Source organism: Psychrobacillus sp. NPDC096623 (genome assembly GCF_044762655.1).
GTDB lineage: Bacteria > Bacillota > Bacilli > Bacillales_A > Planococcaceae > Psychrobacillus.
On sequence record NZ_JBIWER010000007.1, the window covers coordinates 153078 to 167908 of the forward strand.

General features: G+C 35.4%; 14 protein-coding genes. 1 reads left to right on the forward strand and 13 read right to left on the reverse strand.

Features of this window, described 5'->3' with window-relative positions:
• Positions 1 to 146 precede the first annotated feature (146 nt).
• A complete protein-coding gene (locus ACIQX2_RS17125; RefSeq protein ID WP_402853133.1) occupies positions 147 to 680 on the forward strand; it encodes an ECF transporter S component in 534 nt (177 codons plus the stop codon).
• Between the two features lie 189 nt (positions 681 to 869).
• On the opposite strand, the gene ACIQX2_RS17130 is transcribed toward ACIQX2_RS17125, so the two are convergent.
• From ACIQX2_RS17130 to ACIQX2_RS17190, 13 genes are all read right to left on the reverse strand, one after another.
• The gene (locus ACIQX2_RS17130) at positions 870 to 1094 is read right to left on the reverse strand and encodes a DUF1540 domain-containing protein (protein ID WP_402853136.1); all 225 of its coding nucleotides are present in this window, start codon (positions 1092 to 1094) and stop codon (positions 870 to 872) included.
• A 210-nt stretch (positions 1095 to 1304) separates the two neighbouring features.
• Positions 1305 to 2807 (reverse strand): malate:quinone oxidoreductase, encoded by a 1503-nt coding sequence (locus ACIQX2_RS17135; protein ID WP_402853139.1) that lies wholly within the window; start codon positions 2805 to 2807, stop codon positions 1305 to 1307.
• A 284-nt stretch (positions 2808 to 3091) separates the two neighbouring features.
• Complete coding sequence (locus tag ACIQX2_RS17140; protein ID WP_402853141.1) at positions 3092 to 3919, reverse strand: MetQ/NlpA family ABC transporter substrate-binding protein; 828 nt, start codon at positions 3917 to 3919, stop codon at positions 3092 to 3094.
• A 16-nt stretch (positions 3920 to 3935) separates the two neighbouring features.
• Entirely contained in the window at positions 3936 to 4598 is a 663-nt protein-coding gene (locus tag ACIQX2_RS17145) for a methionine ABC transporter permease (RefSeq protein WP_402853144.1), read from the reverse strand.
• Entirely contained in the window at positions 4591 to 5340 is a 750-nt protein-coding gene (locus ACIQX2_RS17150; protein ID WP_402853146.1) for a methionine ABC transporter ATP-binding protein, read from the reverse strand. The genes ACIQX2_RS17145 and ACIQX2_RS17150 overlap by 8 nt, the downstream gene beginning before the upstream one ends.
• A gap of 179 nt (positions 5341 to 5519) precedes the next feature.
• On the reverse strand, positions 5520 to 6428 hold the full coding sequence (locus ACIQX2_RS17155; protein ID WP_402853148.1) for an ABC transporter ATP-binding protein: 909 nt from the start codon (positions 6426 to 6428) through the stop codon (positions 5520 to 5522).
• Positions 6429 to 6443: 15 nt separating this feature from the next.
• Positions 6444 to 7634: an ABC transporter permease gene (locus ACIQX2_RS17160; protein WP_402853150.1), complete on the reverse strand. Its 1191-nt coding sequence runs from the start codon at positions 7632 to 7634 to the stop codon at positions 6444 to 6446.
• 536 nt (positions 7635 to 8170) lie between these two features.
• A complete protein-coding gene (locus ACIQX2_RS17165) occupies positions 8171 to 8329 on the reverse strand; it encodes a hypothetical protein (protein ID WP_402853153.1) in 159 nt (52 codons plus the stop codon).
• Positions 8330 to 8339: 10 nt separating this feature from the next.
• Entirely contained in the window at positions 8340 to 9530 is a 1191-nt protein-coding gene (locus ACIQX2_RS17170; RefSeq protein WP_402853156.1) for an ABC transporter permease, read from the reverse strand.
• A gap of 12 nt (positions 9531 to 9542) precedes the next feature.
• Entirely contained in the window at positions 9543 to 10661 is a 1119-nt protein-coding gene (locus tag ACIQX2_RS17175) for an ABC transporter (protein WP_402853159.1), read from the reverse strand.
• A 165-nt stretch (positions 10662 to 10826) separates the two neighbouring features.
• Positions 10827 to 11771: an aminoimidazole riboside kinase gene (locus tag ACIQX2_RS17180; protein WP_402853162.1), complete on the reverse strand. Its 945-nt coding sequence runs from the start codon at positions 11769 to 11771 to the stop codon at positions 10827 to 10829.
• A gap of 25 nt (positions 11772 to 11796) precedes the next feature.
• Positions 11797 to 13221 (reverse strand): glycoside hydrolase family 32 protein, encoded by a 1425-nt coding sequence (locus ACIQX2_RS17185; protein ID WP_402853165.1) that lies wholly within the window; start codon positions 13219 to 13221, stop codon positions 11797 to 11799.
• A gap of 131 nt (positions 13222 to 13352) precedes the next feature.
• Positions 13353 to 14756 (reverse strand): sucrose-specific PTS transporter subunit IIBC, encoded by a 1404-nt coding sequence (locus ACIQX2_RS17190; protein ID WP_402853167.1) that lies wholly within the window; start codon positions 14754 to 14756, stop codon positions 13353 to 13355.
• Between the last annotated feature and the right edge of the window lie 75 nt (positions 14757 to 14831).

Below are 14831 nucleotides of genomic sequence, written 5' to 3' on the forward strand. Positions count from 1 at the left end.
GACTGTTTAGAAATACATATCATTTACCGATTTCTTTAAAAACTGACCACTATAATTTTCGTTAAATTGATACTTTTAAAAACACCAATTCCTTGCTAATGTAATTATTAACTCTTAAAAGTAATTTGAAAAGGAAGGTATTAACAATGCAAAAAACAACAAGTTATTCCCAAGTACGTACTTTCGATTTAATCATTACATCTATGTTAATTGCACTTGTCTTCGTTGCTACAGTTTTGTTAAACATTAAATTACCAATCACAGCAAATGGTGGTTTAGTTCATCTTGGAACGGCTGTACTCTTTATCTCTTCTATTTTATTTGGTCCTAAAAAAGGTGCTATTGCTGGGGCAGTTGGAATGGGATTATTCGACTTAGTAGGTCCTTGGATTTTATGGACACCAATTACGGTTTTAGCACGAGGCTTGCAAGGATATATCGTTGGTAAAATTGCTTGGTCCAAGGGGCGCAATGGCAGTAGTTTAGCACTCAATTTAATTGCAACGATTGTTTCAATTCCTTTTATGCTAGGTGTCTATTATCTTGGAGAAGCAATCATATTTAAAAGTTGGATTGTACCAGCAGCCTCTATACCTGGAAACATTGTACAAAATATTGTTGGCCTCTGTGTAGCCATTCCAGTTTGTGTAGTAATGAAAAAAATTCCGTACTTTAAATAGGTACTGCAAAAGAAGGATGCTAAGTATTTTAAGCATTCTTCTTTTTTGATATAACCGTTTATTAATTTCCTTGTAAAAAGGGACTAAAGAGATTATTCCCTTTAGTCCCTCCATCCCAATGTTTAGATCAATGCTGCCAATATGTTACCTAATTGATTGGACACTATTTTAGCATTAATAGAACTAATACTATTTTATGTCTTCATCTTTAGATTTGAACGTTTTACAGCACGTATCTGCAGAATGACTTGCTTCTTCAGAAATGGAGCGGTAATCGAATTCAGAAGCAAACTCAGTACTCTTGTGGTTTGCATGGTAATCCATATCTATTTCAATTTTTTCAGCACCACAAAAATTCCCTTCTGCATGGAAAATACAATTTGATACAGCACATTTCACTTCTACATTTGGCATAACTGTCCTCCTCATTGAGATCTCTTAAGAAATACACAAAATGTACTCCTCATAGAGTATCTTGTCCAATTCAACGATATTAATTTACATAAGATGTTTTCTTATTGTATTTTGCTATTATGGTCCTAGAAATAAAAAAAGAATCTTTAATCTATCTATGGACAGATTAAAGATTCTACTTTTTATTTTTTATAAAGTGAATTTAAAGAATTAACTATAGACATGCTCTTGTTTGTTTAGACCAAGTATTTCTGCAGTTGAAGCATGAACTTCTTGCAGAAGCTCCGGGTTTTCCATTAACGATACGCCAAAGGAAGGAATCATTTCTTTAATTTTTGGTTCCCACTCCTCTATTTGTTGCGGGAAGCATCTATTAAGTATCTCAATCATGGCATGTACAGCGGTAGATGCACCTGGAGATGCACCTAGCAATGCGGCGATTGAACCATCAGCTGCCGTAACAATCTCTGTTCCAAATTGTAGTGTACCTTTACCACCAGCTTCTGTATCTTTGATAACTTGTACACGCTGACCTGCAACTACTGTATCCCAATCCTCTAATTTAGCATTCGGAATAAACTCACGTAATTCTTCAATACGTTTTTCTTTTGATAGCATAACTTGCTGTATCAAGTATTTTGTTAAGGACATTTCTTTTGCACCTGCTGCCAGCATAGTTGTTAGGTTATCTGGTTTAACGGAAGTTACTAAATCCAACATCGATCCGGTTTTTAAAAACTTTGGTGAGAAACCAGCAAACGGTCCAAATAATAACGATTTTTTATTGTCGATAAATCTCGTATCTAAATGTGGCACGGACATCGGTGGAGCACCAACCTTAGCTTTTCCGTATACTTTTGCATGGTGTTGCTCGACAATTTCTGGCTTGTTACATACTAAAAATAATCCACTTACCGGGAATCCTCCAATATGTTTTCCTTCTGGAATACCAGACTTTTGAAGCAAATGAAGACTTCCGCCTCCACCTCCGATGAAGATGAATTTTGCTGTATGGTATTCGATTTTACCTTCAGCATCATTCTTCACTTTCACTTCCCACTTGCCGTCATTAGTTCTTTTAAGATTTTCCACACTATGATTGTAATTTATATCAACATTTTGATTTTTTAGGTGTTCAAGCATCATACGTGTTAATGCTCCAAAGTTAACGTCTGTTCCAGTGTCAATTTTAGTAGCTGCAATAACATCATTTGCTGGACGATCTTGCATGATAAGCGGAATCCATTCCTTTAGTTTTTCTGGATCATCCGAAAATTCCATTCCTTCGAATAGAGGATTATTAGACATTACTTCAAAGCGTTTCTTTAAAAAAGCTACATTGTCTTCTCCCTGCACCATACTCATATGAGGTAATGACATGATAAAGTCACTTGGATTTTTTAATAGCTTACTTTTTACAAGATAAGACCAAAATTGCATAGAAAGCTGGAACTGTTCATTAATGTTGATCGCTTTTTTAATTTCTATAGTTCCATCTGGATTAGCTGAAGTGTAATTTAACTCACATAGTGCTGCATGCCCTGTTCCGGCATTATTCCATTCGTTAGAGCTTTCTTCTCCTGCTTTATCGAGTTTCTCAAATACTTTAATTTTCCACTCTGGTTTTAGTTCCTTCAATAATGTTCCCAAAGTAGCACTCATAATTCCGGCACCTATTAAGATAACTTCTGTTTCTGTTTCTATCTTGTTCATATTAACCTTCCTTACTCCGTATATTTGTATAAAGGATGTATACTACTTAGGCATAACAATATGTCAAGTTGAATTACAGGAATACATCTTTTTTATTTCTATCTTAACCATAGCATAAATCATCAAAACTTTATTGATAATCTATCTTCTATTATCTGTTAATTATAAGCTATTTGTAAGCGATTTAAAAGGGAATTTAACCGCGTAGTATTATTGCTGATTATATTTCTTCAAACAAAAGAGCCATTCGTATTGTAAAACAATTGGAATAGCCCTTCTATCTATTAGAACGCTGGTATTGCAGTTTCTTCATAATTTTTTTCTAAAAACTCACGTACCTCAGGACTCGTCATAGCTTCTGCTAGTTTTTGAATTGCCTCTGACTCGGCATTATCTTTACGAGCTATAAGCGTAATGGCGAAGTCATTTTCTGATCCTTCTGTGAGAAGTGCATCACTTTTTGGTGTCAACCCTAGTGGTGCTGCATAAGCTGGAGTCATGATTACCGCATCTGCATCATCATACATTCTCGCTAGCATTAGTAAGTCTACTTCTGCAAACTTATAGTTTTTTGGATTTTCTACAATATCAGCAATCGTATAATAATTATCTGTTTTTTCTTTTAAAGTGATTTCTCCATGTTGAGCTAACAATGTTAACGAACGATCGATATTGGAAATGTCGTTCGCAATAGCGATAACACTTTCCTCCGGTAATTCATCCATCGAATTGTATTCCTTTGAATATGTACCATAATTCGCAAAATAGATAGGAACAATCGGAACTAAATTTGCATCGTTGCTTCTATTGAACTGCTCCATATAAGGAACATGTTGGAAGAAGTTTGCATCTACTTCACCAGCTGCTAGAGCAGTGTTTGGCTGAACATTATCTCCTAAAACAACCATTTCCAGATTTATAGATTGCTCTGCTAGCTTTGGTTTAACAATATCTAGAATTTCCGTCATTGGGGGTATTAATGATGCTACCTTCAATGTAATCACTTCTTGAGCATTGTCCTGCGCTTTTTCGTTACCAGTCGTCTCTTTCTCTTGACTACACCCAGCTAAAATGAATAAAAAAATAGTTAATAATAAAAGTAATTTCTTCATGTTTTCCTCCTGTTGTCTATCTCTTATCAATCATTCTTGCTACAGTCGTACCAACAAATTGAATGAGCTGTACTAAAATAATCATAATAACAATCATATAAATCATTAAATCTGTTTTAAATTGTTGGTATCCATATCGTATAGCAAAATCACCTATACCACCACCTCCAACAACTCCCATAATCGTCGAATAGGAAATAAAACTAATAATCGATGTCGTTAATCCAAGAACTAGACCAGATCTAGTCTCTACATAAAGAAATTTAAAGATAATTTCCCTAACAGAAGCACCCATGGAAATGGCCGCTTCCAACACACCCTTTGGTACGTCTAGTAATGATTGCTCCACTAGTCGTGAATAATGCGCAATGGCAATTATCGATAAAGGGACAATTGCAGCCGATGTGCCAATAGCTGTCCCTATGATTAACCTTGTAAAGGGTATTAAAAAAACAACTAATAATAAGAACGGAAAAGAACGGATAATATTCACAATTAAATTTAAAATAGAAAAGACGAATCGATTCTCAAGCACCTGACCCTTACGACAAAGGAAAAGTAACGTTCCAACGGGGAGACCTAATAATACCGCAGCAACGATAGAGGCACCAACCATTATAAAGGTTTCACCAATCGACATCCAAATTTCAGCTTCATATTGGACTAATATATCAGGCATCGCTCATCTCACCATTCTTTTTTAATTGCTCTACAAAGTAGCTGGGGCTATTATCTATCATGTGAATTCTGTTTGGTTCCATTGATACGGTGTCATAGATTTCTCCAATCGCCATTACAGTTACTCTATTACATATGCTTTTAATCACTTCCATCTCATGACTGACAATGACAATTGTAACACCAAGGCTCTTACTAATATTTTCTAATACTGATAATATTTCAGCGGTTGTATTAGGATCTAGAGAGGATGTGGGTTCATCACATAACAAAACTTGCGGATTATTCGCTAAAGCCCTTGCAATTGCAACTCGCTGCTTTTGTCCGCCACTTAACTGCGCTGGATATTGTTCTATTAATTTCTCCAAACCAACAAATTGAAGACACTCTAGCACGCGACTCTTTTGTTCTTTCTTTGGAATGTTAGCCAGCTCTAAGGAAACGGCAACATTTTCATAAACAGTTTTATTTGCCACTAGATTAAAATGCTGAAAAATCATCCCTATTTTTTTTCGAGCCTGTCGAAGTTCTTTGCTCCGCAAATTGGTTAACCTTTGACCGTTCACTTCTACTTCTCCGGCATCTGGCATTTCCAACAAATTCATTAGCCTCAATAAAGTGGATTTCCCTGCTCCACTTGCCCCGATAATTCCGTGGATCTCGCCTTTATCTATCGTTAATGACACAGATTTAATGGCTTGGAATGTTGAAAAACTTTTACTGACATTATGTAATTTAATCACAAAAAAACCCCTTTCAAATAGTTAAAGGGTGATCACAATGTTTTTAATTATAGCCTAATATAGTTCTACTGTCATTTTGTAGATATTTCCGGTTAATCCAAGTCAAACGAAAAAATCACAAGAGTTACTTAAAAAATCGTGTGTACCCCTGTGATTTTATCTCCCCATTTCATCTGGCTCTACTTTTGCTGGTACTCCATCGAATATAAATCATTTAAAGTCACCTTTCCAAAACTAAAATCAATCAATCCTTGAGAGATTAGATACTGAGTGATGTGACCTAATACAGCTGTTTTATGCTCACTTACATCAATAAGCGTTTTACCATTTGGCAACATCTTTACTTCTAGTTCTGTAAATTGTTTCTTAAAGGCTTCCAGGTGCTTCTGTGAAAAGTTAGATACGCGAATCGTCGTTACTTTTTTCTCGTTAAAATCAGATGCCAATTCATCCACTAGCTTAAGTTCACCATTTTTCATAAAGAATATTCGATCCGCATATTGCTCTAGATTTTCCAATAAGTGAGAGGCAATGATAATTGTTTTACCTTCCGCTTTCTTTTGTAAAAGAATTTGAGATATTAGCTCCACATGTGTTGGATCCAAGCCATTCATTACTTCATCCATCAGCATTACTTGCGTATTAGAAACGATTTGCATCGCAAAGCATAACCGCTGCCGCATCCCTAAAGAATATGTTCCTGTCTTTTTCTTCACATAGGATTCCATACCAAGTTTTACTATTGTATCGTCTATAAGTTTCGGATCACTATTCCACATTGCCTGATAGATTTTCAGATGGTTCTTACCAGATACATGATTATATAAATCACTTTGGTCAGGCATCATTGATACATCTTTATGTATCTTCACTTCGTTTGCTTTACTGGAATATTGTAGTTCCTTATTTAAAATTACCTTACCTTGGTTTGGTGATAAATAGTTCATTATTACATTCATCAGCGTCGACTTACCTGTTCCATTTGGAGCTACAAAACCGATAATCTCCCCTGGTTGGAATGTAATCGATATATCCTTTAATACTTGTTTATCTCCAAATTGTACACCAATATGTTTCAATTCCAACATATCTTTCACCCTTCCTTATGTTATTAACTTAAATCTTTTAGACTGACTCACAATTAATGTCAATATCATCACGATGAGCGTGCAACTTCCTATAATTATTAATCCATTTTGATAGGTTAAATGCCATGATTCATAAATAAAGTTTTTATAACCCGAAATAATTTGCCCTACTTGTACAAAAGAGGTTGGATAGCGTTCTATATCTGTATAGGCTCCCATCCCTCGATCAGAATAAAGCCACTCAGCCACTATCACGATAAAGCTAACAAATAAATTAATGAATTCAGCCTTCACAATTAGACTTAGGAACAAAATGATAGCTATAAAGAATAGAATCCAAACACTAATGAACAAAGTATTTTTCAAAATGAATGTGCCCATCGTCATATTTGTAAAGGTTTCTTCTATGTAAGAATAAATAGGCACCGGGAGTGAAAAATCACCAAAGCCATTTTCTAACCCAATAATTATAAAACCTGCACATAGAGGAATGAATGCCATAATACTTCCTAAAAAAGCAACTAGCCCTTTCATATAAAGTTTTTTCCAATCAGCAATTGGAAATCCTTTTAATAAACTTGGGTAACGACGATCTTTCAATACAATATCTACAGAAAATAAGATACAGCTTATAAACAATACAACCGGTAAATAACTATTTAACAAACGTTGCAACGTTTGGAGAGCAGTTCTTTCTTCAAACAGCTCAATTGAAAGCTTTGAATTTCCCTCTACATATCCAGTAAATCTACTACTTGTATAACCATAACCATAATGTCCATCGGCATGACCAAAATTATTGTCATAGCTGTAATAGAGGGGGTTGTAGAATAATTCTTTACTATTAACGATATATTCATCCGAATACCTATACCATTTTGCTGTCGCTTTCGCATATTTTATATAATCCTTCTCACCAATTGCTTCTATTCTTGCTTTATCATAATTATTCCATTGAAGGAATATCGAAAGCGCATAGACCACTTCAGTATGTTTATTTTTCCTACCTCCTACGCTTCTGTTAAAATCATCTCTCGTTTCATAACGTGCTTCCATTTCTGCTACATCTACTTTTTCAATAGGCTCATAAGCAGGTGCTACTTTTAACGCAAAGTATAAAGCCAAAAAAAGTAAAATTACATACAGAGCTATGTTTTTCTTATTCGTAAAAAATTGTCTTAATTCCCATTTAAAATAACTCCACATTTCATCCACCCCCTATAATTTCTGAAGCTTTCCTGTCGATAAAAACCATTTAATAATAGCCATTAGCAATGCAATGCTAATACACAAATAGACCAACCCAGCATTACAATTTAGTGCGACGGGAGTAACTAAATTCAGAGAATATCCATTTAAGACACTTGGAAATTTAACATAGTTAAATGGATTAAACGGTATAAGCTTGATTAGTCCTGGGGAAAAATAGGAATTACGACAAGAGAAACCTGTACAAGTATAGTGTTAAATAAATGTTTTTTAATAGTACATTTAAAATTACAGATAATAGTATTGCAAAAACAGCTAAACAATTTATATAAACAATTGAAACTGCTATGTATTTGTAAATTGGATAAATCGTTACTTCCCCTTTAATAACGGCTACTGGATATGATGCCTGCCCTAGTCCTTCAAAATAGATTAGCGGCAAACTACATTAATAAGCTCTGTAATGAAAATAAAAACAATCCCCATCGAAGTAATACATTTCGCTAATACATACTTAGTAAAAGCGCTTACCCTTATTCGGTGATAAATACATTCATCTGCTTCGATTTTCCTGTTCCATTTGGAGCCACAAAACCGATAATCTCTCCTGGTTGGAATGTAATCGAAATTTCCTTTAATACTTGGTTATCTACAAATTGGACACCGATATGTTTCAATTCCAACATACTCATCACCATTTCCTTATGCTATCAACTTAAATCTTTTAGACTGACTCACAATTAATATCAATATCATAATGATAAGCGTGCAACCTCCTACAATTATTAATCCATTTTGATAGGTTAAGTGCTGCGATTCATAAATAAAGTTTTTATAACCCGAAATAATTTGCCCTACTTGTACAAAAGAGGTTGGATAGCGCTCTATATCTGAATAAGCTCCCATCCCTCGATCAGAATAAAGCCACTCAGCGGCTATCACACTAAGGCTAACAAATAAATTAATAAATTCAGCCTTCACAATTAGACTTAGGAACAAAATGATAACTATAAAGAATAGAATCCAAACACTAATGAACAAAGCATTCTTCAAAATAAACGTACCCATCGAAATATTCGTAAAGGTTTTTTCTATGTAAGAATAAATAGGCACCGGGAGTGAAAGATTACCAAAGCCGTTTTGTAATCCGATAAGAACAAAACCTACACAAAGAGGAATGAAAGACATAACACTTCCTATAAAAGCAATTATTCCTTTAACACATAGCTTTTTCCAATCAGCAATTGGAAATCCTTTTAATACACTAGGATTACGACGATCTTTCAATACAATATCTACAGATAAAAAGATACAACTTATAAAAAATACAATTGGTAAATAGTCATTTAATAAACGTTGCAACGTTTGTAGAGCTGTTTTTTCTTCAAATAACTCCATTGAAAGCTCCGGATTCTCTCCTACATATCCGGAAAATCTACTACCTGTATAGCCATAACCATAATGTCCATCCGCATGACCAAAGTCATTGCCATAAGTGTAATAGAGTGGGTTATAGAAGAATTCACCACTATTTGCGATTATTGCATCAGAATACAAGTACCATTCTGCTGTTGCTTCCACATATTTTAAATAATCCTTATTGCCAATTGCCTCGACTCTTGCTTTATCCAATTCATTCCATTGAGGGAATATAGCAAGTGCATAGCCCACTGCAGGGTGTACATATGCTCGACTTCCTGCAGTTTTGATAAAATCTTCTCTCGTTTTATAACGTGCTTCCATTTCTGCTACATCTGCTTTTTCAATAGGTTCGTAGAGTGGTGCAACTTTTAACGCGAAATACAATGCCAAAAAAAGTAGAATCACATATATTGCTATGTTTTTCTTATTCGTAAAAAATTGTCTAAACTCCCATTTAAAATAAGCCCACATGTGCTCGACCCCCTAAATTTTCTGAAGCTTACCTGTCGATAAAAACCATTTAATAATGGCCATCAGCAATACAATGCTAATACACAAATAGAGCAACCCTGCATTGCTATTTAGCGCGACGGGAGTAGCTAAATTCAGGGAGTCTCCATTTAAGACACTTGGAAAGTTAACATAGTTAAATGGGTTAAAAGGTAGAAGCTTAATTATCACTGGGAACAATATAGGAATTACGACAAGGATAATCTGTACAAATATAGTTAAATAGACATTTTTTAAAAGTACATTTAAAATTACGGATAATAAAATGGCGAAAACCGCCAAACAAATCATATAAACGATCGAAACTGCTATGTATTTGTAAATTGGATAAATCGTTACTTCTCCGTTAAATACGGCTACAGGATAAGAAGCCTGTCCCCATCCTTTAAAATAGATTAACGGTAAACAACATACAATGAGCTCGATAATGAAAATAAAAACAATTCCCATCGATGTCATACATTTCGATAATACATACTTAGTAAAAGTAATAGGATAGCCTTTAATAAGAGAAGTATGTCGGAAGTCATCTATCATAATGTTTGATGAGTAGATACAGATTAGAACAAACCAAACTGATCCTACTACACTAAACAAAAATGCTAAAAATGGGTAGAAGCTAAGCGAGCCGAAAGATATTACTAAATCATTTTCTTTTAAATATTGATAATAGGAGGAATCCATTTCATTCTCTATTTTGGATGGCAGATTTCCGGCTATCAGCTCATAACCATCCATTTCAAATGCTTGTTTTCGTAATTCTGATAGTTCTATTGCTGTTTCTATATATAATTTTGGACGCTCCATTTTCAGCGCCATCCCCTGTTTTGGATAAGTGTAATACTGTTTGACGATATTTTTATATATATCGCTTCCAACTCCAGATTCACTGGCATCGACAATTTGAAATTTATTTAAAGCTACCTTTACTGCTAGTGATTCACCTGATTTTTCTTTAATTGGATTGCCTAACTCTGTTGCATTTCCATAAACAACCACTCCAATAATACAAAGAGCTACAATTAGACAGGCAAAAATGTTTTTCTTATCCGTTTTTTCTAAAATAAATAGTGTTTTTAACATCCTGCTCAAATTATTCCACTCCCTACCAAACATAGTGAATTATTCCTCATATACCATTTTAACATTAATTCACTATTAAATTACGAATATTTTGTTTATTTTAGTTTGTAAATTAAATCTACCGTTATATAACAGAAAAGATGTGTACACACGATATGTACACATCCTCTCATTTTATTTAAAGTCCTTTAAATGGACTCTAATTTCCTGTAAACTCGGCAATCCTGTCATGGCACCTTTTTTAGTAGTTGCTAGACCTCCAGAAATACTCCCAAACTGAATGACTTCTTTCATTTCCTTATCAGTAAAATCTTTTAGCGCTTTAGCCGACTCATTGATCAAATAGAGAATTCCAGACACAAAAGCATCTCCTGCTCCTGTTGTATCGACTACTTTGCTCTTTATAGCGGGAACCTTAACAGTGTGGTTATTAAATCGATAAATACTTCCTTTCTCACCTAAAGTAACTATTATTAATGGTAAGTTAGGGAGTTGTGCTATTCCTTCTTCCAAATCATTCGAGCCTGTCAAAAATTCGAGTTCTTCCTCAGAAATTTTCAAAATATCTGCACTTGGAATAGTAGATATAATAGCTTCCTTTGCCATCTCACTTGAACTCCATAAATCCAAACGGAGATTAGGATCATAGGAAATAAGCATTCCTTTTTCTTTGGCCAACTCAATCGCCTTCAGGGTTGCCGACCTGGAAGGCTCACTAATCATTGAAATAGAGCCAATATGAAGAATCTTATTCGTTTCAAATAGTTTATAATCTAGTTCCTTTTCTTCCAAAAATCTGTCAGCACTAGGATTAATATAAAAACTAAAATTACGATCCCCGGAAGGATCCAATGTTACAAATGTGACCCCTGTCTTTGCTTCCTCTGTAAATAACATGGACGTCGTCTGAACGCTATATCGATTCAACGTATCAACAAGAAAATGCCCTAGCACATCATTTCCAATCTTTCCATGAAAGACCGATTTACCCCCTAGCTTTGCAACACCGACAGCAACATTTGCTGGTGCACCACCCGGAGCTTTTTGGTAGGTTAAATTTTCACTATCAAGTGGGATAAAATCAATTAGCGCCTCTCCCAAACATACAACTCCGTACAATCATTCCACCTCTTTCTGCTAAACTTTACTCCAAATCCCAATAGTGCAATCTAAAGTCTGTATCACATTGAATTGTTAATGTTTTATCTCTTGGTTCTGGAAAATAGCGAGCTGTAAAGACCTCTTCACCATTATTGACGAAAATTTCAATGGATGAGTGATCTAAAAGAATTTGAAGCTCCCTAACTGACTTTATTTTGCATGTCCTAGATTCTATTGCGTTTGTCTTTATATTTCGCCTTTGCAATCTAATTTCCTGCTTGCTTGGGTCAAAGCAAAGCGATGCTTCATTTCGAAATGAAATATTAAAATAGCTGTTTTCATTTTGTAGCTCTAAAAGCAATTCACTTGTGCTAATTTCTAACCCATTTAAAAGTGCATTTTCTTCATTTGTAATTATTATCTGATTTTTACGGAGTTTTTTTAGTTCTTCGACAGGATTTTGATATATCTTGCCTTCTAGAAGACTTAAGTTGCGCGGGATGGTTAAAGCATGCACCCAGTGATTCGAAATAGACGGCTGATGCTCCTCCATTTCATCAGTAATTCCCATCCAAGCAAATAAGATTGTTCTTCCAGAAGAAGTCTCGAAGGTTTGAGGGGCATAGAAGTCAAAGCCCCGATCGAGTTCTGTAAAAGGTCCATGCGAAAAATTACCTTTTTCATAATCAAGTTTTCCTACAAAATAACCCGATTGAAACACATTTTGATATAAATGCCCACAAGACTTTACTCCTTGTGGTGAAACGAGTAATACGTCTTTTCCGTTTAAATTAATCAAATCAGGACACTCCCACATATAGCCGAATTCTTTTAGGCCATGCATTCCTGATCCAGCAATTTGCCCCACCTCTTGCCAGTCATAGAGATTATCTGAAGTAAACAAAACAACTGTCCCTTTTTCATCGTAGGTTTGAGCACCGAGAACCATGTACCATCGATTCTCCTTTTTCCAAACCTTTGGATCACGAAAATGTGGCGTATAGCCTTTTGGAAGAGTAAGAATCGGTCCTTTTTTTTCAAAGTTGATACCGTCTGATGAAACAGCAAGGCATTGATATGTTTCTCGTGAATCATCTTCCAACTTTACATTACCCGTATAAAATAAGTACAGCTTGCCTTCCACTTCAATTGCGCTCCCTGAATAGCAGCCATTCTTTTCATAGCTTTCACTAGGAAGTAAAGCAACTGGTTCTTCACTCCATGTCACCATATCTGTAGATGTATAGTGACCCCAAAATTTAGAACCATGGGAGGTATCAAAAGGGTTCCATTGATAAAATACATGGTAGACTCCTTCATACTGGATCAACCCATTCGGATCATTCATAAGTCCAACAGGTGGCATAAGATGAAATTTCAAACGATATGGGTCTTGCATAACCTTATTTTTAAAATTATTAACTACTCGTTGAACCTCTTGCGTAAGGAGAGTTTCTTTTTCAGTCATAACAAAACCTCCTAGAAATTGATTTCTTAAATACTGCCATTACTCAGTATTTTCAGCAACTGATAGTGCTGATTCTACTTTTGCAACATCCTAAAGAGAAAAGGCAAGTGATACTTGCCTTTTCCCACTATTTATTGTTCAATTTCCTTCTTCATCTTATCTGAATAGCCGAACATCCAAGTCAAGGCGAATGCAACAGCAATAGCCACTACATTAACAAGAATATATTGCAGTACCTGTCCGTTTAAATAAAGTAGAATACCTGGAATTACTGTTACTGCCATTCCTGTTGCTTTGAGGCCAAGAAGAGATGCCAAAAATCCTCCGACTCCTCCCCCAATCAATCCCATGATAAAAGGCTTTCCATAGCGCAGGTTTACTCCGAAGATTGCTGGCTCAGTAATACCTAAGAATGCAGAGAATGATGATGGTAAAGCAAGTGCTTTTAACTTCGTAGATTTTGTTTTTAAACCTACAGCTAAAGCCGCTCCACCCTGTGCAGCCACAGAACAAGTCACAATAGCGTTGTACGGATTATTTTTAAATTCGGAAAGCAATTGAATCTCTAGCATATTAAATACATGATGTACTCCTGTGATTACAATCAGCTGATTCAAACCACCAATTAATAGACCACTAATACCAAGAGGCCATGAAAGAACACTTGTTGCAACCGTTAATATACCTTGTTCAACACTATGGAAAATAGGTCCTATAACGAGCAATGATAAAATGATCATCACCAAAAGAGTTAAAAACGGTGTCACAATCAAATCCAATACTTCTGGTACACGTTTTCTGATAATCCTTTCCAGCTTGGCACCGAGAATACCCGCAATAAATGCTGGTATGACAGAACCTTGATACCCTACAACAGGTATAAAACCTAAAATAGTAATTGCTTCTGCACTTCCTCCAGCTACGTCATACGCATTAGGTAAGGAAGGAGATACAAGCATAAGCCCAAGTATCAAACCAATAATCGGAGTTCCGCCGAATACTCTAAAAGTGGACCACGCAACCAAAGCTGGTAAGAAAATAAACGCTGTATCCGTTAATACTTGCGTAAATAGTATAAAGTTCTCCGAAATATCCTCGGGGTTTAACCCAAATAGAGCAAGAATTTGTTCCTGCATAATTAGACCACGAAGCCCCATGAATAATCCTGTAGCTACCAGGACAGGTATGATGGGAACAAATACATCCCCAAACGTTCGAATTGCCCTTTGAAATTTAGAGCCACTCTTAACCGCTTCCACTTTCTGTTCAGAAGCAGACTTAGTTTCGAGCCCAAGCTTGGATACTTCCTCATAAATCCGATTCACCGTACCAGTTCCAAATATTATTTGATATTGTCCAGAATTAAAGAAAGCTCCCTTAACCTTGTTAATGTCTTCTACTTTTTCTTGATTAATTTTCTCTTTGTCATTTACCATGATTCGAAGCCTCGTAGCACAATGAGCCACCGATTGGATATTGTCTTTCCCTCCAATAGCTTCAATAACCTCTTTTGCTATTTTACGATTTTCCTCCATCTCTCTTTCCTCCTCATGAAATCGCTTACATTAAACAGAAAAAATAATTTCAAAAAGCACTCTTTCATTATCCAA